Origin of the sequence: Mycobacterium sp. 236(2023) (genome assembly GCF_029623955.1) — a bacterium.
Taxonomy (GTDB): Bacteria; Actinomycetota; Actinomycetes; order Mycobacteriales; family Mycobacteriaceae; genus Mycobacterium.
This window is the reverse complement of sequence record NZ_JARSBP010000007.1, coordinates 35,107-61,428: the sequence shown is the minus strand read 5'-3', so window position 1 is coordinate 61,428 and position 26,322 is coordinate 35,107. Positions and strand designations below refer to the sequence as shown.

General features: G+C 65.5%; 20 protein-coding genes. 12 read left to right on the top strand and 8 right to left on the bottom strand.

Annotation, left to right across the window (positions count from 1 at the left end; all coding sequences use genetic code 11):
- The first annotated feature begins 157 nt into the window (after window positions 1-157).
- Window positions 158-2,056 (top strand): aminotransferase class V-fold PLP-dependent enzyme, encoded by a 1,899-nt coding sequence (locus tag P9A17_RS25315; protein WP_278041507.1) that lies wholly within the window; start codon window positions 158-160, stop codon window positions 2,054-2,056.
- Window positions 2,053-3,993 (top strand): cyclic nucleotide-binding domain-containing protein, encoded by a 1,941-nt coding sequence (locus P9A17_RS25310; RefSeq protein WP_278041506.1) that lies wholly within the window; start codon window positions 2,053-2,055, stop codon window positions 3,991-3,993. The genes P9A17_RS25315 and P9A17_RS25310 overlap by 4 nt, the downstream gene beginning before the upstream one ends.
- Window positions 3,994-4,257: 264 nt before the next feature.
- On the opposite strand, the gene mobF is transcribed toward P9A17_RS25310, so the two are convergent.
- The 7 genes from mobF to P9A17_RS25275 form a co-directional block, all read right to left on the bottom strand.
- On the bottom strand, window positions 4,258-7,062 hold the full coding sequence (mobF, locus tag P9A17_RS25305; protein WP_278041505.1) for a MobF family relaxase: 2,805 nt from the start codon (window positions 7,060-7,062) through the stop codon (window positions 4,258-4,260).
- Between the two features lie 405 nt (window positions 7,063-7,467).
- The gene (locus P9A17_RS25300) at window positions 7,468-8,427 is read right to left on the bottom strand and encodes a DUF4192 family protein (protein ID WP_278041504.1); all 960 of its coding nucleotides are present in this window, start codon (window positions 8,425-8,427) and stop codon (window positions 7,468-7,470) included.
- Between the two features lie 386 nt (window positions 8,428-8,813).
- The gene (locus P9A17_RS25295; RefSeq protein WP_278041503.1) at window positions 8,814-9,122 is read right to left on the bottom strand and encodes a hypothetical protein; all 309 of its coding nucleotides are present in this window, start codon (window positions 9,120-9,122) and stop codon (window positions 8,814-8,816) included.
- A gap of 76 nt (window positions 9,123-9,198) precedes the next feature.
- The gene (locus tag P9A17_RS25290) at window positions 9,199-9,741 is read right to left on the bottom strand and encodes a hypothetical protein (RefSeq protein ID WP_278041502.1); all 543 of its coding nucleotides are present in this window, start codon (window positions 9,739-9,741) and stop codon (window positions 9,199-9,201) included.
- A 308-nt stretch (window positions 9,742-10,049) separates the two neighbouring features.
- Entirely contained in the window at window positions 10,050-10,634 is a 585-nt protein-coding gene (locus P9A17_RS25285; protein ID WP_278041501.1) for a DnaB-like helicase N-terminal domain-containing protein, read from the bottom strand.
- Window positions 10,635-10,696: 62 nt separating this feature from the next.
- Window positions 10,697-10,933 (bottom strand): glutaredoxin-like protein NrdH, encoded by a 237-nt coding sequence (gene nrdH, locus P9A17_RS25280; RefSeq protein ID WP_278041500.1) that lies wholly within the window; start codon window positions 10,931-10,933, stop codon window positions 10,697-10,699.
- Window positions 10,934-11,163: 230 nt separating this feature from the next.
- Entirely contained in the window at window positions 11,164-12,780 is a 1,617-nt protein-coding gene (locus P9A17_RS25275; protein ID WP_278041499.1) for a ParB N-terminal domain-containing protein, read from the bottom strand.
- Between the two features lie 442 nt (window positions 12,781-13,222).
- Here P9A17_RS25275 and P9A17_RS25270 point away from each other — a divergent pair, with 442 nt between their 5' ends.
- The 3 genes from P9A17_RS25270 (at window position 13,223) to P9A17_RS25260 (ending at window position 17,231) form a co-directional block, all read left to right on the top strand.
- A complete protein-coding gene (locus tag P9A17_RS25270; RefSeq protein ID WP_278041498.1) occupies window positions 13,223-14,530 on the top strand; it encodes a hypothetical protein in 1,308 nt (435 codons plus the stop codon).
- Between the two features lie 136 nt (window positions 14,531-14,666).
- Window positions 14,667-16,673 (top strand): serine/threonine-protein kinase, encoded by a 2,007-nt coding sequence (locus P9A17_RS25265; RefSeq protein ID WP_278041497.1) that lies wholly within the window; start codon window positions 14,667-14,669, stop codon window positions 16,671-16,673.
- A 21-nt stretch (window positions 16,674-16,694) separates the two neighbouring features.
- Entirely contained in the window at window positions 16,695-17,231 is a 537-nt protein-coding gene (locus P9A17_RS25260) for a DUF3618 domain-containing protein (RefSeq protein WP_278041496.1), read from the top strand.
- 264 nt (window positions 17,232-17,495) lie between these two features.
- On the opposite strand, the gene P9A17_RS25255 is transcribed toward P9A17_RS25260, so the two are convergent.
- A complete protein-coding gene (locus P9A17_RS25255) occupies window positions 17,496-17,738 on the bottom strand; it encodes a hypothetical protein (RefSeq protein WP_278041495.1) in 243 nt (80 codons plus the stop codon).
- Between the two features lie 511 nt (window positions 17,739-18,249).
- On the opposite strand from P9A17_RS25255, the gene P9A17_RS25250 reads away from it, so the two are divergent.
- Genes P9A17_RS25250 through P9A17_RS25220 form a run of 7 tightly spaced genes read left to right on the top strand, consistent with a single transcriptional unit; the run spans window position 18,250 to window position 26,316 of the window.
- Window positions 18,250-19,566, top strand: coding sequence for an MCE family protein (locus P9A17_RS25250; RefSeq protein ID WP_278041494.1), 1,317 nt, complete (start codon window positions 18,250-18,252; stop codon window positions 19,564-19,566).
- Window positions 19,563-20,585, top strand: coding sequence for an MCE family protein (locus tag P9A17_RS25245; RefSeq protein ID WP_278041493.1), 1,023 nt, complete (start codon window positions 19,563-19,565; stop codon window positions 20,583-20,585). The genes P9A17_RS25250 and P9A17_RS25245 overlap by 4 nt, the downstream gene beginning before the upstream one ends.
- Complete coding sequence (locus P9A17_RS25240) at window positions 20,585-21,676, top strand: MCE family protein (protein WP_278041492.1); 1,092 nt, start codon at window positions 20,585-20,587, stop codon at window positions 21,674-21,676. The genes P9A17_RS25245 and P9A17_RS25240 overlap by 1 nt, the downstream gene beginning before the upstream one ends.
- Window positions 21,673-23,037: an MCE family protein gene (locus P9A17_RS25235; RefSeq protein ID WP_278041491.1), complete on the top strand. Its 1,365-nt coding sequence runs from the start codon at window positions 21,673-21,675 to the stop codon at window positions 23,035-23,037. The genes P9A17_RS25240 and P9A17_RS25235 overlap by 4 nt, the downstream gene beginning before the upstream one ends.
- Window positions 23,034-24,257 (top strand): MCE family protein, encoded by a 1,224-nt coding sequence (locus P9A17_RS25230; RefSeq protein WP_278041490.1) that lies wholly within the window; start codon window positions 23,034-23,036, stop codon window positions 24,255-24,257. Before P9A17_RS25235 ends, P9A17_RS25230 begins: the two co-directional genes overlap by 4 nt.
- On the top strand, window positions 24,257-25,789 hold the full coding sequence (locus tag P9A17_RS25225) for an MlaD family protein (RefSeq protein WP_278041489.1): 1,533 nt from the start codon (window positions 24,257-24,259) through the stop codon (window positions 25,787-25,789). Before P9A17_RS25230 ends, P9A17_RS25225 begins: the two co-directional genes overlap by 1 nt.
- Window positions 25,786-26,316, top strand: coding sequence for a hypothetical protein (locus P9A17_RS25220; RefSeq protein ID WP_278041488.1), 531 nt, complete (start codon window positions 25,786-25,788; stop codon window positions 26,314-26,316). The genes P9A17_RS25225 and P9A17_RS25220 overlap by 4 nt, the downstream gene beginning before the upstream one ends.
- Window positions 26,317-26,322: the final 6 nt, after the last annotated feature.

Below are 26,322 nucleotides of genomic sequence, written 5' to 3'. Positions count from 1 at the left end.
GACAGTCATCGCCAGCGCGGTCGGCGGACACCAACGCGCGAAACGCGGCGCTTGAATAGTCAACGACCTTGTCGTTGAGCAGATTTGAGCCAACGAAACTTGATTACATATCTTCGAAGTGCTGTAAAGCCCAGCGGACGTCGGTACCGTCACGGCAGTGAAGTCCGACGATCCCTTGTTTATCGACGCTGACTCGATGCGTCAGCAGGGCTACGCCATGGTCGACTTTCTGGTTGATCATCTGACGGCGTCTGATGCCCCTACATTGCGGAGGGCCACCCCGTCGGAGATGGTCGCCCGCATTCCTGCCACGCCGCCCAGCGGCCCCGAAAGCTTCGAAACCATTCTGCGTGACCTCCGCGCGGATGTGCTGCCCTTCATGTCCCGCAGCGAGCACCCGCGCTACTTCGCTTTCATTCCGTCCAACGGAACTTGGCCCTCGGCCCTCGGTGACTTTCTTGCCGCGGGGGTCAACGCATACTGTGGCGCCTGGATGGAGTCGGCGGGTCCGAGTCAAGTCGAGCTCACAGTGCTGCGTTGGTTCGCCGACTGGCTCGGTCTTCCGGAGACGGCCGCGGGCGTTCTGGTCAGCGGAGGTTCGTCGGCGAACATGACGGCTCTGGCCGCTGCGCGCGAGTATCTCGTCGGTCCCATGACCGATGACGTCGTCGCCTACGTGTCGGATCAAGCACATTCTTCGCTGGCGCGCGCCGGCCGAATCCTAGGTTTCCGCCCCGATCAGGTGCGCATCATCCCTGTCGATGACCGGTATGCGATGCGCGCCGACGCCCTCGTCGGTGCGGTCGAGGCCGATGTACGCACAGGGCGCCGACCCATCTTCGTCTCCGCTGCAGCAGGGGCCACCAACAGCGGCAGCATTGACCCCTTGCACGAAATCGCAGACATCTGTGCGAAATACGGCATGTGGATGCATGTCGACGCCGCGTACGGGGGATTCGCGGCACTCACCGAACGCGGGCGTACCGCATTAGCAGGCATCGAACGCGCCGACTCGGCGACCCTCGACCCGCATAAGTGGCTGTATCAACCGTTCGAATGTGGGGCAGTGCTCGTACGAGACGGACGGCGTCTGCTGCGGGCATTCGAGATGACACCCGACTACCTCAAGGACGCGGTGGTGTCGTCGGGCGAGGTTAACTTCGCCGATCTCGGTCTTCAACTGAGCCGGATGGCAAGGGCGTTCAAGATCTGGATCTCGATTCGCTACTTCGGACTCGACGCGTTCCGCGCGACCATCGACCGGGCGCTCGACCTCGCGGCCTCGGCACAGCAATACGTCGAAAGCAGTGTCCATCTCGAACTCCTGCTGCCTGCGCAACTGGGAATCATCTGCTTCCGTCGACGTTTTCGCGAAGTCGACGACGAGGCGCGGCTCGGTGCGATGAACGCTGAGCTTGTTCGGGCTCTCGAAGAATCTGGCTACGGACTTGTGTCGTCCACCCGGCTGCAGGGGCGGTATGCGATCCGTCTGTGCGTGCTCAACCACACCTCTGGCTGGGAGGACGTACGCGGGGTGCTGACTTGGTTGGAATCACGCGATGTAGCCGCGCCCGCGACCAAAGCCGTTGGCCTGACTCAGATAGTCAGCCGTACGCCCTCGGTTCCAATTACCTGGAACGGTGTCATCGACATCAGCGTCGAGGAGATGGCCGCGCTGGAGGTGTTCGCCGACGCCGACGAAGAGACAGTCGAATTCCTTGCCGCGGCATGCCAGGTGCGAACGGCCGCACCGGGCGAACAGATTGTGCGGCGGTGGGACCCCGACCGCGACTTCTACGTCATCCTCGACGGCACGGTCGAGGTGTTCGTCAATGCAGAGCTGGTCCGCACCTTGGGATCCGGCAACTTCTTCGGCGAACTTGCCGCCGCCGACTGGGGTGGCGGGTTCGGCTATCCGCGACTGGCCGACGTCGTGGCGACTACGCCACTGCGGCTCCTCGTGGTACCACAACATGCCTACGCGGTCGCGGCGCGGTTACCCGCTCTGAGAGAGCGTATCCAAGACGCCGTTCACACACGACTGCAGCGCTCTTGAGTTCACGCGCAGTCAGCCTACTGATCGTCAGTCGGCTGTCCGGGTCGATCGCCGAGTGGATGTGGTACTCGGTAGCAACTGTTTTCGCGTTCTCGTTGGGCGGCGTGGGCGCCATTGGCGCGATCGGTGTCGCATCGGTGCTGCCCGCCGGAATGCTCGGCCCGGCCGTCGGGTACATCATCGACCGGTACCGACGTGAGCGCGTTCTCGCCCTGATGCTCGGACTGCGTTTTCTCGCAGTGGGTTTCACGGTCGTCTCGGCAGCCTTGTTCCCCTCAGTGGCGGTGCTCGTCGTGGTGGCGGTGGTCGAGGGGATCGCCACGCTGTTCGTCCGACCAACGTGTGCGGCCCTGCTGCCGTCGGTCACCACGCGCCCCGAGCAACTCATCCGCGCTTACGCCTGGCTCAGCGCCAGCGAGAACGTCGGCGTGCTGGTCGGTCCAGTGGCAGGTGGGTTAATGTTGGCCGCGACAACACCGGCGATCGCAATGTCAGCTGCGGCCTTGTTCGCTTTGGGCTCTGCAGCCGCGGCGGCGATCGTACGGGTGGCGGCGTCAGATCTCCCGCCGGTGATCCCGGGATCAGGTCTGCGGCGCGCGGTCGCGGAGGTGATCAGCGGAACGCGCGCCATCGCTCAGCGTGATGTACGTGCTGTCGCTTTAATCACCATGCTGGGGTTCGCGGCCCTGGGGGCAAGCGAAGTGTTCGTTATCCCGCTGGCCATCGAGACTCTCGGCTGGGGTGACGCGGGGCCCGGCGTGCTCCTCGCTGGCGTCGCCGCAGGTGGGCTACTCGCCGGGGCGGCGCTGGGCGCGATCGGGCGGCGCCGCCTCGGCCCGTGGTTCGTCTTCGCCACCCTGGTCACCGGACTCGGTCTCGGTCTCACCGCCGCGGTCCCGCACGCGGTGCTCGTCCTTGCCGCAAGCATCGCCTTCGGCGCGGGAGCCGCCTTGGTGACCACGGCTAGCCAGGTTCAAATCCAAGGCTTGGTGCCGTTGTCATCCAGTGGCCGGGTGTTAGGAACGCTGGAGGGTGCCGGGTGCCTGGCGACCGCCGCCGGTGTGTGGGCCGCTGCCTACCTGATCGATCGGTGGTCGGTGAGCACCAGCCTGTACGTCTTGGGTGTGGCGGCGGCGGTCGGCGCGATCGCCCTCGCGTTGCCGGTATTGCGGACCGATGCCAGAGTGGCCGAGACGCGGGAGCGGATCGAAGCACTAGACGGGGTCGCACTTTTCGACCCACTGCCGAACTCTCTGCGGGACCGCCTGGCGAGCCAGATCGAACCCCTAGACGTCGCCGCGGGGGAGGTGGTGATCCATCAGGGTGAGTACGGTGACGCGTTCTACGTTGTGGAGGATGGCGAGCTCGAGGTGTACGTCGATCGCAGGTTTGTGCGGTCGCTGGGGCCTGACGACTTCTTCGGCGAGCTGGCGCTGTTAGCCGACGGTCCCCGCACCGCCACCGTCCGGGCGACGACGAACTGTCTGCTTTGGACATTGCCGCGCAACGCTTTCCTCGCCATCCTCACCGGCTTCCCGGCCACCAGCCAGGTCATCGAGGCTGCCTCATCGGAGCGCACAGCGCACCTACCCGCGCCGGCCGACCATCTCACCGCACTATCGCAGGTGCCCCTGCTCGCGGCGCTCGACGCCGAGACAATTGATGCGGTCGCCGGTGGCGTGACCGTGCGCCGCTGCGAGCATTCCTCGGTGATCTTTCGGGAGAATGATTTCGGAGACGACGCGTATTTTGTCGTCTCCGGCCAGGTCCGGATGGAACGTGCGGAGTCCCTCGTCCGCACAATCACTGCCGGGCAGCTGTTCGGGGAGTACACGGCGTTGAGGCCAGGCACCCCACGGTCGGCGACCGCGACCGCTACGTCGGGGACCGTCCTGCTCCAGATCCCCGGCGCCCCGCTGCGTGCCGCCCTCTCCTGATACCAACCTAGTTGATTCCCGAAAAGCCGCTGGACAACTCAGTAAACTTAAAATCGAGACCAAACTATGAACCGCGCGGATCATTCAAAATTCTGCAGAGCGGCATTCGGCTTGAAATAGGGCGCGCAATCGAATTCATGCCCCTTACAGAGTCCAGCAGCCACCAGTATAGGTGACCTGCCGTAGTCAGGACTATTGTCGCCCAACTAGATTCCCGCTGATGACTTCGGTCAGGGAAGACCAACGTCAGCTATATCCACGGCCTCACAATTCCGCACTGACACCTTCGCGACCCCGCACTCGGCTCCGTTTGATGGAATTCGCAAGGCGCTCCGAAGTTGCGTTCCACACACTTTCGGCCATCCCGGCCGCTCGCCACGCGGCGTCTCGCCGACCGCGGCGCATGTCGTTCCTTTGCAGCACCTCGACTACGTTGCCAGAAAGAAGTCCCCGATCCGCGCGGTCAGCCTCGATGTGCATGCTTCGCGGTCTGTCATCGTTCGCGAGAATTCCTCGGAATCGATGCGCCGCACTGTATTTGTTGCCGCGCTGGCTGAGGTGAACAGCATCGCCGAAGATAGGCTTGGAATGTTCGTGGTCGGCTTCTCCTCCGAAACGCTGGTAGATGTACGCCTGATTTACGTCCCTACCACGTGTCATCGCGACGTACAGCATTGCCCGCGAGGCGCATTCGCTGACGATGGCGTAGGACCGGTCTGCGGTGACGCCCTGCGCGGAGTGCACGGTGGCCGCATAGCCCAATGTGACGCTGTCGCGCAGGTAGTCACCTTCGAACACGACTCTTGCGCCATCGCCGACACGTTCGGCCGTCACCCTGTGGCTCTTTGTATCAACGCTTTTCACGAGCCAGCGGTTTCCGTTACGAACTTGATCCACTCGGCTGCCGCCGTTGGCAGCAGCCGGCTGCACGGAGATCGTTGTGTCATTGCTGCGGCTCATGATCAAGTCTCCAACCCCGACCTGCTGGTCTCGTCCACATCGGACGGTGGGGCCGTCCGCGTTGTACGTGTCGTGGAGGCGGCGATTCAGTGCGTCGGCCATCTCCCAGGTGTCGCAGATGAGGAGGGCGTCGCGCTTGTGCTGATGGTCCCCGGTGTATGCCGTGAGAGCGTCGGTGGCCATCGCGATCGGATCACCCGTGTGGAGGCGCCCGTGATCGCGGTACCACTTGACCGTGGTCCGCAGACGACGACCCTGCGCGGACCGCAGCGCCAGCGACGCGTCGCGCTCTTCGGTACTGCGCATCCGCCACACTTCACCGAGCCGTTGCGACCACGGCAGTTCGGCGCACAACTGCTCGAACATGCCGCCGCGCGCCTTCACCGGCGCCAACTGGTATGGGTCACCGACGAGCACCATCTTTGAACGGCCCGCGGCCGCGCAACTCATAAGCTTCTGGAGTTCGGGGGTACCGAGCATGGAGGCCTCGTCGATGATCACCAGAGTGGACGGCGTGACTTCGAGGCGACGGTCGGCGATGAGATGCAGCGCCTTGGCCACTGTGAGCCCGCGATCGCCGGCCCCCTCGCTCATCGCTTCGTCGACAGCTTTTCCGGTCGGTGCTAACACGAGCACCTCCTTGCGCGCGCGGTGTGCCGCTGCCCGCAGCGCCTTGAGCGAGTGAGTTTTTCCCGCACCCGCCGGGGCTTGCAGCGGTTGGACGAGGAACGGTGACAGCGCGATACTGCGGATGACGCGCTGCTGATTGACCGACAGGTCACCGACATCCTCGGCGCGAACATCAAGACGCGCGGTGCCCCCTTGCCGGTCCGCAAGGTCGAGGATGCGTTCCTCCTCCACTATCACCGGCGCGACGGTGAATCGCTCCGAGCCCTCCCGCTCGTGCGCTGCGCGCACTGCGCTCACGCGGATCGCCGCGGCGTCGACGATGCGCTCGATGACCGCGCGCGGTTCCACCGGCTCGTCGATGGGCAGTTGCGCGCCGACCACTTCGACGAGATCGGCGCGCGTGAACGCGGCCTTGTCGATGTGCGCTGTCATGTGCGCGATGTGCGCCGCATCCAGTGAGCGCGCATCGGCGCGACGTGCGGTGCGCGCCTCGAAGTGCGCTGCGCGGTCCAGCACCAGCCCCCGCACATCGGTGCGCCACTGCGCCTTCAGATCCGCCCACGCGAGGCCCTCCGGTTTCACCGGGCGTGTCGCCTTCTGCGCGGCGGCCAGTTGCGCCGCGGTGGGTTCACCGTCGACCACGACCAGGTTGTCCCGCGCCCATTCCCGCAGGCGCGTCGAGCGTTGTGACCACGATTTGATGCACGCTTTGTCGACACCGGCGATTTCGGCCATCCCGGTGTGCGCGTCGACGGGGTTCCATTCGAAACCGCGCTCGGCGTACAGCTCGCGGCGCAGCGTTGCCTGATACACGATGCCAGCGGCTTTTGCCTCGTGGTGCAGCGACTTCGAGTCCAGGCTGACCAGTTGTCCGTCCCGGCGGGGCTGCCGGTTCGGCACGATGACGTGGGTGTGCAGATGCGGATCGCCGCAGCGCGACGTCTCGTGCTGGTAAGCGACGGCGACCAAACCAGGCAGGCGCTGCAGATCTTTGGCCCCGGTCTGCGGGTTATGCACCCTGGTGTAACCCGCGTGCTGATGCAGATACTCCATCGCCGCGCTCACTGCTTTGGCATGGGCAGCCGCGACGATCTTCTCGGCGACATCGTCGGTGAGGGCACGGATCAGTGACACGCTTTTCGGAGCCGCGAAGGTCAGATCGAAGCCGTGCACGCTGCTGTCGGTGAACGCGCGGCCCTGAATACCGCTGGGCGTCCTGCCGTTATCCAGCCAGGTAGTCACCGCGTCGTTGTCCGCTTCACCCCCGTGCAGCGCGCCGTCACTCAGTCCCGTCACGGCAGAAACCACCGCGCTGTCACCGATCACGACCCAAGTCGGAATCCGCGTATCGCCTTCGGTGTAGTACTCGGCCAGGCCACCGTTGGCGCTCTGCCGGTCCAGTGCAGCCTGTTTCGCCTCATTCGCTGTCGCGGTGTAGTACGCGATGCTACGGCGCTTCAGACGCGCAATGGTCAACATGACAAACTCATCCAGACGGCGCGGATATCAAACCGCTTGCGGTAACAGCGTTTCGGGTGCGCGCAGCGCGCCCGAAACCAGTATTGCACCCCTGTGCCAATGTGCCAGACGCTTTTTGGTTGATGGTGGGGTGGGGGGGTGCGGTGGTGGGTGTGGGTGGCGGGGCGATTGGTGCGTGGGGTGTGGGTGGGGCGGTTTTAGGGTGGGGTGAGGTTGTGGTGGAAGGGGTTGGTGTGGGCAAGATTTGGTTTGCGGTGGTCGCGTTGGCGGCCGAGGCGGTGGCGCTGGCCTGTTTGGTGTGCGTCGAAATTGGTGCGTCGCTGTCGGCTGGCTGGGCCGGGTGGTAACGCGCCGGCGCGGGGCCCGTGGCGGGTGTGGCCGCGCCGGCGCTGGTGACGGGCTCGCTTAGGTCCGGCTGCTGTCGTCTCGGGTGAGGAGTGTGCGGATTCGGCTGGGCGGCAGTGCTGTTTGGAGTGCGTGCTCGGTCAGCAGGGCGAGGGTGGGGAGCTCGGCGTCGTGGTCGAGGGCTTCGCGGGCGTTGTGGAGGGCGAGGCCGGTGCGGACGGTGTCTTGGGCGGCGTAGTAGGTGAGGGCGGCCATGGCGAGTAGTTCGGCGCGGCGGCGGCCGCGGTGGTGGGCGGCGATGAGGGTCCAGGTGCGGGCGGCGGCCAGTTCGTGGTCGGCGCCCAGGCGCAGGAGTTCGTCGCGGAGTCCGACGTGGGCGCTAACGACGAGGGCGGTGCGTGCTGCGAGATCTGTTGACGGATGTCCGTTCTCGCTGATGACCCGTTGGAGGTCGGCGGCGGTTTGTGCGGCGACGCTGGGCAGGTCGTCGGTGTCGACTTCGGGGGCGAGCTCGGCTTCGGTGAATTCGTCGGCCATGGCCTGCCGTGAGGCGGCGATGACGCGTCCCTGCAGGACGCCGAGCGCGGTGGCGGCGGAGTCGGTGTAAGGCTTGGTGGCGCCGTGGTGTCCGGTGTCGGGGTCGAGCCAGTGGCCGGCGTCGGTGACGGTCGCGGTGGTGAGAGTGCGGTGCACGAGGATGCCGGTGCGGTGGAGTGCGGTGCGCACCGTGGCGAGCAGGTGTGCGGTGGGTGCGCTGCGGTGCTCGGGGGTGATGGCGATCAGCAGCGCTCCGGGTGTGCGGTCGGCGGTGAGACCGCACAGGTCGGGGAAGCGGTGCGCGTCGTCGTCGGTGAGGGTGAGCGGTGCGCGGATCGCGGCGCGCAGGGTGATGTGCGGTGTGGTGTGCGCGGTGTCGAAGGTGAGCGCGATGAGGTCGTCGGTGGGGATGTAGCCGAGGATGTGCGGGAGCGCGGCGAGGATGTCGGCGGGGCTGGTGAGGTTGAGTTCTGTTGTAGTCATGATGTTTCTCCGTTGCAGTAGGTGATGAGTGCGCCGGTTGGCGTGTGGGATGGGGGACCGCTGGGGTGGCGGGGTCAACCCCTGTGAGGCGCCGCGCTGGAGGGGAATTTCGTCCCCCGCGAGCGGCAGCGAGCTTGGAGTAGGGGACGAAATGTCGCCGGTGCCGCACGGGCGGAGCGCAGCGGAGAACGGGCGAGCGGGATCAGCGCCGTGGGTTGACGCCGACGGGGCCCCGGCGGTCACACTCGGCCCACGCTGACAGGCAATTTAGGTGAGTGGGCACCCAACCCGACGGCGCCGCAGGCGCCGATACCCCGCGCGGAGCGTGGCGCGCGGGGGTCAGGGGGCCGCGTCTTGTGGTTGGGCGCGGCGGGCGTGGTGTGCGGCTAGTGCAGTCCGGCGGCTTCGAGGCGGCGGCGGATCTCGGTGAGGTTGATGGCTTCCTCGCCGAGGGCGGCCCACTGCTGCCAGCCGTCGAGGGCGGCTTCGATGTCGGCGAAGGCGACGTCGGGGCGGCTGAGGGTGACGACGTCGTCGGTGTCGGGGCGGTGTGGATCGGCGATCACGGCGATGAGTTGTCCGGTGCCCGAGAGCACGTCGCCGGTGGTGTCGGTATCGGTGCGGCGGAACCGCAGTTGGCGGGGTCGGCCGTCGACATCGAGGAACTGCCGGCCCAGCGCGAAGTCGATGTCCATGACATTGATTGTCCAATGCGGAAGGTGCCGTGCGGCACCCGGCCACCGGGTGTTGGTAGCCGGGTGCGCTGGGGCGTTAGCCGGTGGGGCGGTAGTCGTCGCGGGTGGGGTCGGTGCGGTGGCGGGGACCGTCGAGGAAGACCGCGGTCGCGGTCTTGTGGGTGCGGGTGAGCAGCAGCAGTGTTGAGGTGAGGGCGATGTGGTCGCGGATCTGGAAGGTCAGCGGTCCGCAGTGCAGGTCGATCCAGTGGGCGGTGGTGGTGCCCGCTTTGGTCGTTCCGCTTTGCGGGACAACGCAGTAGGCGGGCCGGCGGGTCCATTCGACGGCCAGGGTGGTGCGGGCGAAGGGCCCCTGCGGTGCGGGGCCGCTCGGTGGTGCCATGCGGCGCGGGAGCCGGGTGGAGGCGCCGCGGGCGGCGGCGAAGGCTTCCAGCAGTCCTTGGACGGCGGCCGCCGAGTAGAAGGTCATCAGGGTGGTGCCGAAGATCAGTCCGATGCGGGCGTCGGAGGTTTGGGCGTGATAGACGGCGATGTCGGAGCCGATGTCGCCGATGAGGACGGCGGTGGTGTGGGTGATGGTGGCCGGGGGCGTGGTGTGCACGGCCGCTGTTGTGGTCATGATGTTCTCCGTTGCAGTAGGTGATGAGTGCGCCGGTTGGCGTGTGGGATGGGGGACCGGCGGGGTGGCGCGGTCAACCCCGAAGAGGCCGGGGCGAACGGAGCAGGGTTTGCGGCCCCGCGCGCCGGCGCGTCAGCGCCTCGGCGTATCCGGTAGGGCCGTAAAGGTCACTCGGCCTGCGGAGTTCGGCGCGGGTGTGGGTTGACCGTGACGGGGCCCCGGCGGTCACACTGGGCCCACGCTGACAGGCAAATTAGGTGAGTGGGCACCCAACCCGACGGCGCCGCAGGCGACGAAGACCCCGCGCCCTACCGATGGGCCGCCTGCAGGCGGCGCCACAGATCGGCGAGTTCGGCGCGCATGGCGGTGAGGTAGGTGGTCAGCGTGTCGTGGTCGGCATCGGTTTCGGCGAGCTGGGTCATGCGGGTGCCGTGGAAGGCGACGGCACGCCGGTAGGCGTTGTCGAGGACTTCGCCGGCGTATTGGCCGGCGGCAGCCGGGGTGATGACCCGGGTGTACAGGTCGGCCAGGTGCACAGCGAGGCGATGGTGGCGGCCCGGGGTGACCGGTTCACCGGGATGCGCCGCGTCGACTGGCGGGCGGTGCCGGGCGGTGCTGAGGACGACGACCGGGTCAGGGTCGGCGCCGGTGCCGACGAGGTGATCGATGAGTTCGTAGATCCAGCGGTGCTCGGGACGCCAGATCGCCTCGGCGGGAACGAGTTCGAGGATGGGGGCGACAGCATCGCAGGGTAGATGCAGCAGCGCGCCGAGCAATTGCGATTCGGGATCCCAGTGGTGCAGGATCCGCGCCACGGCCGGGGCGGTCGGCTCGTCCCCGTCGGGGACCAGCGCGAGGGCGCGGGGACGGGGGGTGTCGGGGGCGGTGGTCATAGCGTGGTCCGTTTCGAGGTGCGAGGTTAGCGGGCGGTCGCTGTGCTGGTCGATTCCTGTTGTCAGGCAACGTCGGTGGCAAGATCGGTGATGTGATCGGGCCGGTAGCCGCTCCAGTGCCGGTCGGTGGCGACGACCACCGGCGCCTGGAGATGGCCGAGGCTCATCACGAAATCCCGGGCGTCGGGGTCGGTGCTGATATCGATGCAGTCGTAGTCCAGGCCGGCGCGGTCCAGGGCCCGGGTGGTGGCCCGGCACTGCGGGCATCCCGGTTTGGTGTAGACGGTGATGGAATGCATGGCGCGGACCTTTCTGCGTTTCTTTTCTCTTGCTTTATTCTATTTGCGCTGTGCGACAAGGAAATGCACTGATTGCGGATATCCGCAGGAAATTTCTTGTCCCCAGAGCATTCTTTGATATCCGCTCCGGCAACGGTATTCGAATATCTGCTTTTTCTAATGTGTGCATTGCGAAGAATGGATATCGGCGGTGGGGGCGATCCCGTGAGCCCGCCCCCACCGCCTGCCCATTATCCGTCGGTGTTGTCGCGGTCGAACAGCTCGTCAGCCGACAGTGCCGCCGAGGCGACCTGTTCGATGGGTGCCAACGTGTAGCCGTTGGCCGCCAGGAACGTCAGGTAGTCCACTGTCGTGACCGATCGCGCCCAGTGCCCGCTAACCCCTGCGGAGGTTGCGGCGTTACGCCACGCATCTTTGGGGGTGCGCGCCTCCAATGCCGCGAGAACCAAGGCCAGGGTGAGCATTTGCGCGCGACCATCACCGCTCGCGCCGAGCTTGGCGACAGTGTCGCGCACCGCGTCGGCGTCGGCCAGTCCGAGCAGTTCGGCGGCCAGGTCGGCGCCGTTGTGCTGGGTCAGCAGGTAGCCGTCACGGGTCAGGCACTCCGCCATGAAAATGGCCGCGCCTTTGGGCGGGGTCTTGCGGGTGAGCAGTTTGGTGACGAAGTCGCGGCGCACTTGCTGCGCGGCGGTCCCGAGTCGGTTGAGCGCCAGCACTTTCCGGCGATCCCGGCGCTGGACGTCGGAAGGTTCGGCCTCGTCCGTTGAACCGTTTTCCTCGCCGGGGTTGGGGTCTGACGGTGTCGCGGGATTGGTGTTGGCCAAGTACTCGACCAGATCGAGTCCGGCGGCGTCGTGGTCGAGGCAGAAGTACTGCGGCGCGAAGGTGGGCTTCTCGATGACGGTGCGGAAGTGGCGCAGACCGTCGGCGGCCTCGGTGTCGGGGTCGCGTTCGGTGTCGAAATCGATGTCGTCCTCGGCGACTGGTTCACCGGTGTCGCGGTCGACGAAGCTGGCGGTCTCCTCCAGCAGCGCCGCCCAGTGGGCGGGATCGGTGACCACGGCGTCGGTGACGGTCTCACCGTCGCGGCGCAGATACCGCAGCGCCACACACCCGGTGTCTCGCCACAGCGGCGCGGAATCGAGGACGGTGAAACCGCGGTCCCGCCACGCCGTGGCGGCGTCGTCGTAGGCCTGCGCTGACTGGCGTTCCTGGCGCAGCGCGGCGACGATATGCGCGAACTGGGGTCGACCGGCGGCCCCGAGCAGACGGGAGATCGCGTCGGGGTCCTCGTCGAACTCGGTCAGTGCGGCGGCCTCGGCCAGGCTCAGTTGGCCGTCGTCGAGTGCGTCCATCGCGCGGGTCGACGCGGTGACGGCGCGCGCGGCGGCGACGGTGTCTTTGGGCACGGCCAGTCGTTTGGCGACCTTGGCGGCGGTGACTCCCGCGTCGAGCATCTGCTGGATGCCGCGGGCCCGCTGGGCGTCGGTCAGGGCGCTGCGCTGGTCGTTGGTGACGATCTGGTGGGCCACCCGGGCCGCGACGGCGACTTTGGTGTCGGCGGCGGTGTCGTCGCGCACGTACACCGGGATGGTGGCCAGCCCGGCCTCCCGGGCGGCCAGGGTGCGCAGCTGGCCGTCGAGCACGGTGACCTGCCCGGTGCCGCTGTCACGCAACGCGGTAATGGGTTGCAGCACTCCGTGTTCGCGGACACTGCTGACGAACGCGTCGTTCAGCGTGGGCAGGTCCCGGACGTTGTCGCCGATGACGATGGTGGTGGGGTCGAGATGGGCGATGGCGCCGTGATCGTGCGTCAGGCCCTCGGTGGTGGTGCTGGTGCCGGACATGCCGGACCTCCTTCGGTAGGGGCGACCTGGTGGCCGCCTGTTTTTTCGCCGTTTCTGGCACGAAGGTCGTCAGCTGGCGGAAGGCAACCAAACGCAAGGTCCCGGGCGCACAGTTTTCCCAGGCCGGAGGCCGTCTCGGGGAAAAGTGTGTGCGCCGTCAGGCCCAGCGCCGCGCAGCGGCCCGCGCCGCCGGTGTCCTTGCGTGACTTGCCCGCCAGCTAGACTGGAGAGCCAGAGAAGGCAACGAAAAGCACTGTCCCCGAAGGGGATCAGTGCCAACAGATTCGTAGCGCCGCAGGCGCTTCCACCGGTCGGCGCGCAGCGCCGGTCCCTGCAACCCGGCCGTCGGTACCGACCCGCGCATCATCGCGACCCGGGTCGGGCAGTATGGGGTTGTCGCGCCGTCCGCCGGACGGCCGTGCACGCCGGGGGAGGGATCGCGATGGGCAGCAGCGCCGCTCGGGGAGTGCGGGCTGCGTTCCTGCTGGTTCTCACCGCTGCCCTAGTCGGGTGCTCGTCCACGCTGTCGGGGACGGCGCGTCCGGCGACCGACGCACCCCATCCCGACGAGGCGAACGTCGCCCTGATGGACACCGGCCCGTACGGCACCGTGCCCACCCATCCGTTCGGCACCGTCGGTGACGACCGCAACGCTCAGGGCAATCTTGAAGGTCAGCGGCTCGCGCAGTATGTGGTCGGGCCGTGGGAAATCGACGCCACGCTCGTCAAACGTGAAGGGGCGCTGCACACCGCCGTCACCGGGACCATCCCCGTCCCCGAGATGATGACCCTCAACGACGTGGCCTCCCCGGGCATCGTCGCGGTGGCCACCAAATACAACCTGGTCACCGGGTTCTCCACGGTGCGCATCGATCCGCTGCCCAACAGTCCCGAACCGGCTCTGGCGCTGAAGAACGTGGTGATGCGGTTCCCGGATCCGGCCGCCGCCGCCGCGGCCGCCCCGGAGATGGCGGCCGCGCTGCCGCCACCCTTCGGAGCCCCGGCGGGGCGCCGGATCCCGTTCGACCGCAATCCCGACGCGATCGCCACCGCCTTCGAAGTTCCCCCAAAGGGGGTGCTGCCGGCCCGCGAAGTGGTCGGCAGTTTCACCGCGCACGGCCCCTACGTGCTCTATCAATACGCCCAGTCGGTGCGCGGAGACCTGGACTTCTTCCGGCGGTCGGCGGAAGTGATCGCGCAAGCCTGCCTGGACCGGCAGAAGCAACTGATCGGTCAGTTCGTGCCCACCGAGCTGTCGAAGCTGGCCGACCTGCCGCTCGACCCGACCGGGCAGCTGCTGGCCAAGACGCTCAACGCCCCGGACAACCGGGTGCCCTGGATGGTCGGCGCCTGGAATCCGCGCGCCTGGCTGCACTTCGAGGACGACCCGCTGAAGTCGTCGACATTGTTCACCTCGGCCGGCGTCAAGACCGTCTCCCAGCGGCTGACCACTGTCTATGAGGCTGACAGTCCCGCCGGCGCCGCCGAGATCGTCGACCGGTTCGCCCAGGAGATCGGCAAGCCCGCCGAAGTGCGGCCGTTCGGCGGTGTGCCCGGCCTGCCCAACGCGCGATGCTTCGAGCAGCGCGACGGACTGCCCCCCGAAGCCGCGATCTCCTGGCAACGCGTCCTGTGGCGCTACAAGTGCGTGGCCCGCTCCGACCAGTACGCGTTCACCTCATTCTCGGCCAGCCCGGCCGACGTCAAACAGCAGATCGCCGCGCAGTACCGCATATTGTCCGGCGAATAGCGTCCCCGCTCAGCCGGCGGCCGTGCGGCGTCCTCGGGTGCCGTGCCACCCTGTGACAAGGTGTGACGACGCCGAAGGGAGCTGTGAGGAGCTCCCGGCGTGATCGGTGCAGGCAAGGCAAGGGTGGGTCGACGACGTGGCGTGGAGCGCGGGTTCGGTGGTGGCGGGCTACACCATCGAAGGCATCCTCGGCCAGGGCGGCATGGGCACCGTCTATCGGGCGCGCAACCCGACGCTGCCGCGCAGCGACGCGCTGAAGGTGCTGTCGGCCGAGCTGTCGGCCGACCCGCAGTTCCGGGAACGGTTCGAACGCGAAGCCGAGCTCGCCGCGAGCCTGGACCACCCGAACATCGTCACGATCTACGCCCGCGGCGAAGCCGACGGCCAGCTGTGGATCGCGATGCAATACGTCGCTGGCAGCGACGCCGACCGCGAACTCAAAGCCGGACGGATGACCGCGCAGCGGGCGGTTCACATCGTCACCGAAGTCGGCAAAGCGCTCGACTACGCGCACCGCCGCCACGTGCTGCACCGCGACATCAAACCCGCCAACTTCCTGCTCGGGCCCGGCGACGAGCGGGTGTTCCTGGCCGACTTCGGCATTGCGCGCGCCCTCGACGAGGCCACCCACCTCACCCAGAGCGGGACGGTGATGGCCAGCGTGGCCTACGCATCGCCGGAAAGCCTGGCCGGCGGGCCACTCGACGGCCGCTCCGACGTGTACTCGCTGGGTTGCTCGCTGTACCGGCTAGTGACCTCGCATGCACCGTTCTCGACATCGCAGGGAATGGCCGCGACGGTGGCCGCGCACCTGTCCGCGCCCCCGCCGCGCGCCAGCGACGCCGCCCCCGGGCTACCCCGGGCGTTCGACGAGGTGATCGCCCGGGCGATGGCCAAGAACCCGGCCGATCGGTATCAGAACGGCCGCGAGCTGGCCGAGGCGGCCGCCCAGGCGCTCGGGTCCTCCGCCCCCGGCACCCGAAGCGCCCCGACCGGCTCGGTGACCGCGCCGTGGGACATGAGCGGGAACTTGGTGCCTATGCCGCCGCAGCCGCCCGACCTCCGCGACGACGGTGGTGGGCCGCCACCGGCAGCTGCTGGACCGGTTGGCGGGACTCCCGGCGGTGGTGGGCCGTCGCCGGGCGGGGCGTGGTTCGCGATGCCGGCGCTGCCGCCGCGACGACCGCCGTGGTGGCGGAAACCGCGCTGGATCGCCGCCTTGGTGGCCACGGTCCTAGTGATCGGCTCCGCCGCCATCGCCGGGGTCGTGTTGTCCGGCGGCGAACCGGCACCCGGCTATCCGGCGCAGACGTTCACCCACAGCCGCGGGGTCACCGAGATCACCGCCGAGCCGCGCGCGGTCGCCGCGCTGGGACCCGGCGACGCACAGGCAGTGCTGGTGCTGGGGGTGCAGCCGGTGGCGGTGGTCACCGAGGGCGGCCTGCTGCCGCCTTACGAGCAGCGCCTGCTCACCGGCGACACCCGCGTTCTGCCCGAACTCGACACCGGAGTGCTCACCGCGGCGCGCCCCGACCTGATCATCGACACCGCCGCCATCGACGTCGCCACCTACAACAAGCTCGCGTTGATCGCCCCCACCGTGACCCGCCCCCAGGGCGCTCCGGTGTGGACGTGGCAGGACCAACTGCAGTGGGTCGCCAGGATGCTGGGCCGCTCCACGACAGCCGAAGAGCTCCTCGACAGCGCGGCCCGCGAGCAGGCGGCGATCCGGCAGGAACATCCCGCGTTCGACGGCAAGACCGTCGAAGTGGTGCACGTATCGGACTCCCGCATCACCGCGGCGCTGGCGGATTCTCCTGCCGCGCAGTATTTGTCGGGGCTGGGGTTCCGCTACCGCGGCACGTTCAACCGTGGACCCGGCGAGCCCGGCGACACCCGCACAGTGCCCGATGCAATCACGCTCAACGACGGGGCGCCCGACGTGCGGATCGTGGTGCGCACCGACGCCGGCGCCGGCGGTGGCGGCTATAACGGTCTACCGGAACCGTTTTCGCAGTACCGCGGGGCGACCATCATCGTCGACGATCCGACGGTGATCGCCGCGCTGGAGCGCGGCGGCTACGCGGCCACCGAATTCCTCAACGGATCGCTGGTCGACGCGCTGTCGCGGCAGGTGCGTTGAGATACCACGTTCAGGCAATCTATGGATCAGGGGTTCGAAACCCCTGAGCTCCACCAAAGACCCGCCCATCGAACCCTCGACGGTCCAACGGGTCTTCACGGATCCATCCTCATCGGTCGAACCGACGATCGCGGATTCTTCTATCTTGACAGTGGCGACGATCCCTATGAGTGCTGTGTGTTCCGCATCGGCCATCGGCGCGTCGTCGGATACATCGAGCAGTATTCGCTTGAAGGCGAGGCCACCACCCGAAACCTGCTCTACGTGGCCCTGACCCGCGGTCGCCGCACCAACACCGCCCACCTCTACGAACGCTCCGACGCAGGTCTCCAACAATCGGGCGGTCAACAAGCATCGGTTCGGAGTGACTCGGCTGAAGCCGCTCAATTCGCGTTCTCGTTGATCACCCGCGCCGGCCTTGCGCAGACTGCCCACGAGCTCGCGTCCCGAGCAGATCCAGCTCGGATACCGGCTCGTGTAACGGATTTGGTAAAGAGCCGCGCGGACGAGCGAGGCATCAGCGCCGAACGTGAAACCGGCTACAGCCTGGACCTCTAAACCGGCACAGTGCCAGTTCCTCTGAGCTGCCCCGCATTTGGTCGGCAAACCCGGCACCAGGTTGGGTCGAGGTCGCCTTCGGGCGATGGCCAGCGCGACTATCACGCGACATGATCGCAGCGAACGTTGACCACGCGATCGGGTCACCCATGGGGTAGACGGCGGTGTTGCCCTAGACGTCGGGGTAATCGCAGACGGCGACGACGTCGGTGGTGCCGGTGGGCAATTCGACCGGAATCATGCCATCAACGCATTACCCAACTCTTACACGCGGGAGAGTGTGAAGTCGTAGGCGACCTGACCGGGCGCGCCATCGCATCCAATGTCGAAAGTGGAGTCCAGCGTTCCTCGCATGGTCCCTTTGTCCCAGGTATACACGTCGTGTGTTGGGTATGCGGGGCCGTAGTAGATGTCCCCGCATCGCAGTCCGAACGGGTCGTCGATCACGAGGGTGTACATGTCGTCAGTCGTCCGCGCGATACCGCTGTAGTTAAAAGCCTTGGCCACTGGTCGTGGAATCCCGTGCACCTGGATGCAATCCGGCGTTGGCTGCGGGACTGCCGGACATTCGGTTATCCACCATAGCCAGGTGTGGAAGTCATAACGCTGCGGAATGACAAGTTCAAAGTTGCCTAAAGGACTGCCGCTCCAAGCGGGTGGCGGGGGCGACACCAAGAATGCAAGGGCAGCGCTCAAAGAGACGGGGACAACCAGAGCTCTTTCCCGCAACAGACTTGCCAACGGCACTACGAGACCTCGCTCTCGTATCACTCCCGCTCTGTCTGTGGACACCTGGCGGGTTCTCGAATCTACTCTCGATAAGCCTATATATAGATATAGATACATCTACCCGCAACCGGATCATGGCCAATCACGAGTTTCTCCTCCAACATCGCTTCCTTCCACAACTATTGGCCCCATCCAGCACTTATTCGACAGGTGCACGTCGTCACATCGATGCTGGAACCACGAAACACTCTAGATGTTTTAGTGACGCCATGGGATAACGTGCGGTACCTTGACCATCGATCGCGACAGCGATACATCGTCGGTGACAAATTATTGGGAGGTGCCCGGTGGCTGCTGTCGTGGCGATCGGGGAGTGCCGGGCGGCGGGTTGTGGCATCTGCCTGAAGGAAGGCACATCATGAGTGCGTTGCCAATCCGGCTCATGGCCGGCGCCGCCGCCGTGATGTTCGTCGTCGCGGCAGTCGCGTTGAGCGTCGTGTCGTTCCGCGGCGATTTCGCTCGTACTGTGCCCATCACAGTGATTTCCGACCGAGCTGGGTTGGTGATGAATCCCGACGCCAAGGTCAAGCTGCTAGGGGTTCCGGTAGGACAGGTCTCGTCCATCGAGGAACTCCCGGATGGTACCGCCGCGCTGCACCTCGAAATGGATCCGGATCAACTGCGTACCATTCCGACCAACGTCGAGGTCGGTATCACGTCGAGCACTGTGTTCGGTGCCAAGTTCGTCCAGTTGATACCTCCGAATAGTCCTGCGTCACAGAGTCTTCGGGCGGGACAAGTTCTTCAGTCGAGCCAAGTGACAGTCGAGTTCAACACGATCTTTGAGCGGCTGTCGATGCTGCTCTCGGCGATCGATCCCATGAAGTTGAACCGAACACTAGGGGCCATTTCTTCGGCCATCAATGGTCGTGGCAAGGATCTCGGTGAGGCACTCAACGCGCTCGACGGCCTACTGGTGAAAACTGATCCGAGTTTGGCGAATCTTTGGCACGACCTCGAAACTGCACCGGAGGTCATCGGTGCTTATGCCGACGCTTCCGACGACGTGGTGACCATCGTCAGAAATGCGACATCGCTGAGCGACACCATCGTTGAGGAGCGGCGGAACATCGATGAATTCTTGTTGGGCACAACAGGGTTGGCGGATATCGGAAACGAAGTGCTGACGGCCAACGGGGACTCCTTGGCGAACATGCTCGACCTGCTGGTGCCGACGACAGCACTCACCAGTCAATACAACAAGGGGCTTTACTGCAGCCTCGCTGGACTCGTCGAACTCAACAAGGTGACGCCCCTGGAAGAACCGGGTATCACGATCTCGATCGGCTTTGTCCTCGCGCACGAGCGTTACCGCTATCCCACCAACTTGCCCAAGGTGGCTGCGACGGGTGGTCCGCAGTGCAACGGGCTACCCCGCGTCCCGTTCGGCACGACACCGCCGTACGTAGTGGCCGATGTCGGCGCTGATCCGACCAAGGTTGGCACGCAGGGCATTCTGCTTAATGCAGACGGCCTCAAGCAGATGTTGCTTGGCCCGTTGGCCGGCCCGCCCCGCAACAGCACCCAGATCGGACAACCGGGATGAACGTCCGCCGCGCTGCGCTGTCTTTCCTGGCCTTCGCCACGGTGATGGTCGCCCTGACCGCATTCTTGTTCATGGTCTTCGACAACGGCTACTACGGCTCCTCTGCCAGATATTCGGCAGTCTTCGCCAACTCCTCGCAACTCAAGGAGGGCGACACTGTGCGGGCGGCCGGACTGCGCGTCGGCACGGTGCAAAGCGTCCGGCTTCAACAGAGCGGAGAAGTGATCGTAGATTTCGATGCCGACCCCGCCGTCACGTTGACGACCGGATCAAAGGTGGCCGTTCACTACCTCAATCTGGTCGGCGACCGTTTCCTCGAACTGGTCGACAGCCCAGGGTCGACTCGAATCCTACCGCGCGGCAGTCAAATTCCTGTGGAGCGCACCGTACCCGCTCTGGATCTCGACCTGCTCATCGGCGGACTCAAACCCGTGCTGCAAGGGCTCAACCCCCAGGACGTCAATGCACTGACAGCCTCGTTGCTTCAGGTATTTCAAGGTCAGGACCAGAATCTGGAGTCACTGTTCGCCCGGACGTCAGCGTTCACTAATCGGATCGCCGCTGACGGAGCGAACTTGAAGGCGATGCTCGATAACCTCAACACAGTGGTGAACACTCTCGCCGAGAACGGTGACCAGTTCGGCATGACAATTGAACGTCTCGAGCAGTTGGCCGCCGGCTACGCCCAGGACCGCGACCCGATCGGTGAATCAATTACCGCACTGAGTAACGGCACTGCCTCCATCGCGGACCTGCTGTCCGCCACACGGTCTCCTCTGGCGGCTACCGTCGATGAGCTCAACCGGCTAGCGCCCTCGCTTGACGGTGAGAAGGACGTGCTCGACGACGCCCTGAAGAAGGCGCCGGAGAATTACCGCAAGTTAGCGCGCCTGGGCTCCTACGGCAGTTGGATCAACTTCTACATCTGTGGTCTGTCGGTGCGGGTGACAGACTTGCAGGGCCGGACGGCCTTGTTCCCGTGGATACGGCAGGACGGCGGAAGGTGCGTTGACTCCTGATGCTCAAGTACCGCGGACCCAAACTTCTCCGATCCGGACTCATCGGCGTAGTGGTCATCCTGCTGATCTCACTGGTGGGCCTCACGCCTGAATACCTGATCAACATGGCCACCAGCGTGAAGTACCGGGCTGAATTCACCGACACCGGTGGGCTTTCCATCGGCAATGATGTCTCAAGGTCTGGCGTGATCGTGGGAAGCGTGACCGGTATCGAACTCTCCCACGGTAAGGCCGTGGTCACCTTCACCGTCGATGCGCGAACGCCGCTTGGGTCTGAGACGACAGTGCACGTACGCACGGGAAGCCTGCTCGGACAGCGGGTGCTGACGCTGGAACCGCGAGGCGAGGAGAAATTGAGTTCGGGGGATCTCATTCCCGTCTCGCAGACATCGGCTCCGTATTCGTTGAGTGACGCGGTGGGCGACTTGACCGAGAACACGGCAGGCACAGACACACAAAGCCTCAATGAATCGCTCGACACGCTGGCGAGCACAATCGACGCGATCAGCCCGCAGGTTGCGGCGACCTTCGACGGTGTCGCCGCGCTTTCCCGCGAGTTGAACTCGCGGAGAGACTCGCTGGCCGACCTGTTGAAAAGCGCCGGTGATGTCGCTGAGATACTCGCCAAGCGCAGCGGCGCGGTGAACTCGTTGATTCTCAACGCCAATGATTTGGTGGCTCAGCTCAACAGCAGGCGCGAGGACATCGCCAGTCTGCTTGCCAATGTAGCCGCGGTGTCGCGGCAACTTTCGGGCCTTGTTGCTGACAATGAGGCGGAACTCGCGCCCACCTTGGAGCGGTTGAACTCGGTCACCGAGGTGCTCCAGCGCAACCGCGACAACATCGCAAAGGCGCTCCCCGGGCTCGCCAAATATCAACTAACACAGGGCGAATCAGTGTCCAGCGGATATTACTACCAGGCGTTTGAGCCGAACATCCTGCCGTTGCAGACGCTGCAGCCGTTTCTTGACTACGCCTTCGGCTTCCGGCGAGGAGTCAACCAGGGCCAACCGCCCGACAACGCGGGTCCGCGCGCCGAACTGCCGTTTCCCTACAACGGGATCCCTTTGCAGGGCGGCGGGCATCCGTGAACACCATCAAACGAAGCAGCAGAATCCTGCTCGTGCTGCTGGGCGTGATCGCCCTGGGCGGAGTGGCGACGTTGGTGCGCCTGCAATTTTTCGGTCCGACGACGCTGTTCGCCGAATTTGCCAGCGCAACGGCGATTTACAGCGGTGACGATGTCCGTGTCGCGGGTGTGAAAGTGGGCACGATCGAGGAGATGCACGCCGACGGTGCGATCGTGCGGATGACGATGAAAATCGACTCCGGGATCGACATTCCCGAAGACGCTCGGGCGGTCATTGTGGCGCAGAATCTGCTCGCTCCCCGCTACGTTCAGTTGACGCCGGCGTATGCCGACGAAGGCCCGACGATGCCCGCCGGGTCGACGATACCGCTACAACGGACCGCGATACCGGTCGAATGGGATCAGGTCAAGCAGCAGTTGATGCGCCTGGCAACCGATCTCGGACCGCAGAGCGGTGCAGAAGGTACGGCCGTCTCGCGGTTCCTCGATAGCGCTTCTGCGGCGATGGCGGGAAACGGCGACAGGTTTCGTCAGACGTTGGCCCAGCTTTCGGAGTTGGGGCGCACACTCGGCGGCGGCGGCCAGGACATCGCCTCGGTGCTGCAGAACTTGCAGACTTTCGTCTCGGCGCTGCGCGCCAGCAACGACCAGATCGTGCAGTTTCAGGGCGAGTTCGCGACGCTGACAAGTGTTCTCGATAACAGCCGCACGGATCTCGACGCGGTGCTCAAAGACCTGTCGATCGCTGTCGGCGATATCCATGACTTCGTCGCCAACACGGGACCGCAGGCATCCGAACAGGTCGCTCGCCTCACGGAGGTGACGCAGAACCTCGTCGAGCACCGGATCGATCTGGAGAACGTCCTACATGTCGCCCCGAACGCGATCGCCAATCAGATGAACATTTACAACCCTGACGACGGTGCTCCGGTCGGCGCATTCGTGCTCCCGAACATGTCGAACCCGCTAGCGTTCATCTGCGGCAACATCGGCGCAATCCAGAACGCGACCGCACCGGAGACTGCCAAACTTTGCGCTCAGTATCTGGGTCCGGCACTGCAGTCGCTGAACTTCAACTACCTACCGATCCCGTTCAGCCCGTTCCTCGCTCCTGCGCCCTCCCCAGACAAGGTGATCTACTCCGAACCCCGCCTCGCTCCGGGGGGCGAGGGCCCGAAGCCGCAGCTCCCCGAGAGGGCGCCGGCGGTGAGCGCCTACACCGGCAACAACGACGTGCCGCCGCCTGCTGGGTACGGCCCACCGCCGCCTCCCTTGCCGGTCTCACCGCCACAGGGGCTGGCACCGCCGGCGGGCTCGCTACCGGAAATGCTGCTGCCCGCCGAGGCAGGGGGTCGCCCGTGAAACGCGCGAGCAGGATCGTCAAGCTGGCTGCCATCGGGTGCGCCGTGGTGGCAGTAGCGCCTGGATGTGGCTTCCGCGGCCTGAACTCGCTGCCGCTGCCCGGGACCGTGGGTGGCGGGCCAGGGGGAGTGATCTACCACGCCGAGCTGGCGAACGTGAGTACGTTGGAACCGAACTCGCCGGTGATGCTGTCTGATGTGATCGTCGGAACCGTCGAGAAGATGTCGTTCGACGACTGGCACGTCGACGTTCAGTTTTCGGTGCGCCCCGAAGTCGCAATACCCGCGAATGCGGTCGCGACTATCGGGCAGACGTCGTTGCTCGGTTCACTTCACCTGGCGCTGGACCCGCGAGTCGGGGAAGCTCCCAGCGGTCGACTGCAGCCCAATTCGACTATTTCGCTGGCAGATTCGTCGATCTTTCCGTCCACCGAGCAGACTCTTTCGGTGCTCTCGACCGTTGTCAACGGAGGCAGTCTCGGTCAGGCCGGAGATATCATCCACGGGTTCAACGAGGTACTCAACGGCAAACAATCCCAGATTCGAGACCTGATCGCTCGATTCAACCACCTCATGGGGGTTCTCGCTGAACAGCAGGACAACATCGCGGCGACTATCGATGCTCTGCGTCGCCTGGCGACCACCTTGGCAGGCCAGGACGAGGTCATCCGCAACGCCCTCGAACGGCTCCCCAAGGCATTGGAGGTGTTGGCCGAACAGCGGCCGCGCGTGACCACCGCACTCGAGCGACTCCGCGACTTCAGCGACACCAGTGTGAAGGTCATCAATGCCGGCCAGGCTGATCTGGTCGAAAACCTCAACAACCTGGCGCCGACCATTCGGGCGCTCGCCGACGTAGGACCTCACCTGCCCACCGCGCTGTCGATCGCGACGAAGTTCCCCTACAACCAGGACACCTTGGATCGCGGCCTCAAGGGCGATTACATGAATCTCTGGGCTTCGGTCGACCTCACGATTCCCAGGCTGAAGCGGACAATGTTCCTTGGGACCCGATGGGGTGACAACGACGTGCAGCTCGTCCCCGCCCCCGGCGAGCCCTTCGGCATCCCCTACACCGACGATCCCATGACCGCGGCACTCAACCCGCCGCCGCAGCCGCCCGATCCGATTGGCGCGCTGCCCGGCGAGGCGCCCCCCAATGCCCACGCCCCGGCTCCGGCGCCGCAGGGACCGGGACCCGCAGAAGCAGGCGGCAACTGATGCTTAGCCGATTCGTGCGTGTCCAACTCGTCGTCTTCGCCATCGCCTCACTCGTTGCGTCCGTGGCCATGGTGTTCGGCTATCTACAAGTCCCGCGCCTGTTGGGCGTCGGACATCTCACCGTCACCCTCGAACTACCCAGCAGCGGAGGCCTGTACCGCTTCAGCAACGTCACCTACCGTGGCGTGCAAGTGGGTAAGGTCACCGACGTCGAAGTGGTGGACGGCAGGCGGGTGGTTGCCACCTTGTCGCTGGACTCGTCACCGAAGATCCCTTCGAGCGTCGCGGTTCAGATCCGCAGCGTCTCGGCGATCGGCGAACAATATGTCGACCTCCAGCCTCCCAACAGCGATCCCCCGTTCTTGGTCGACGGGTCCGTTCTGACGGTGGACGAGGAGTCGTTGCCCCAGCCGGTGGGACCCTTGCTCGATGCGGCGAGCAGCCTTGTAGCATCGGTACCCAAGGGTGCCATCTCGTCGTTACTCGACGAGTCGTTCAAGGCTTTCGACGGTGCCGGTTACGATCTCGGCTCGTTGATCGATTCGACAGCGACCCTGTCCGAGGATCTCAGCAGTGTCGGCGATCAAACCCGGATACTGATCGACGACAGTGCTCCGCTCCTCGACGGTCAGGCCGCGTCCACGGATTCGTTGCGGGTATGGACGAGCAGACTGGCCGCCGTCAGTCAGCAGATCGTCGATGACGACCAGCAGGTGAGGACCATCGTGCAGCGGGGTCCTGGCTTCGCCGCCGAAGTGTCGGATCTGCTCGAGGAGGTCAAACCCACCTTGCCGTTGTTGCTCGCCAACTTGACGTCGTTGGGACAAGTAGGCGTCACCTACCATCCCTCCCTGGAGCAACTTCTGGTCTTACTGCCACCGAATGTCGCGACGATCCAAGCGACTGTGCCCAGTAACAATCCCACCGGTATCGCGCTCGGCGACTTCGCGGTCACCTTGGGCGACCCGCCGCCCTGCACGGTGGGTTTCCTACCGCCTTCGCAATGGCGGTCTCCGGAAGACACGTCTGACATCGATACGCCAGATGGCTTGTACTGCAAGCTTCCTCAGGACTCTCCGATCGCCGTGCGCGGCGCGCGGAACTATCCATGCATGAGCAACCCTGGCAAGAGGGCGCCGACGGTCGAGTTGTGTAACAGTGACAAACCGTTTGAGCCGCTGGCGATGCGCCAGCACGCGCTGGGCCCTTATCCGTTTGACCCCAACCTGGTCTCACAGGGCGTCCCGCTCGACAGCCGCGTCGACTCTGAGGGTGTCTACACACCCTCGGAAGGAACGCCTCCGCCACTGACGGGTCAACAGGTGCCGGGTGTGCCCGTGCCGGGCGTGGTGCCGCAGCCGGCGACCCCGAGCGCACACTCAAGTACACCTGAGGACGCGCCGCCGCCCGTGGCTTTTGCCAACTATGACCCCGCGACAGGGACCTACATCAGTGACGGTCGGATGCACAAGCAAGCGGATTTGGTGTCGGGCACCGGACCCCGCACCCTTGACGAGATGTTGTTGCCATGACGCGACCGGCAGTTATCCGTCGAGCCACCTTCGGGGCGATCGCTCTGGTGGGTGCGGTGGCTGCGCAAATCGCCTGCTGTCCCACGGGATTCGCCTCCGAGCAGTATGCGCTGAACGGAATATTCGTCGTGGTCTCCGACGGGGAGTGGGCCAGGGTGCGACAGAAATACAGCGACGTTCCGACAGTGCACAGCACGTGGACGATCTCGTCCACGTGTACGGCGCCCAATGCCTGCGAAGGTGTTGTCGTCAGCGATCAGGGTTGGACGGCACCGCTGCGCAAAGACAGCGAAGCGTTCAGTGTCGAGCACGTCATTCCGGACTGGCAACGGTGCCCCGACGGCACCGCATATCCTGGGACGCAGCTGTTTCGGTTCTGGCGCGTGGACGACAGAGGGGTCGTCGACCTGTCCAATACGTCGTCGATCCTGACGGGAGAAGACAAGACTCTCGGCGTCAGCGGCGCTTGCGGGGTCAGCGACTGGTTGGTCGTCAGGATGCCGCTATCGATGCGTCGCGCCGACTGACCTGTC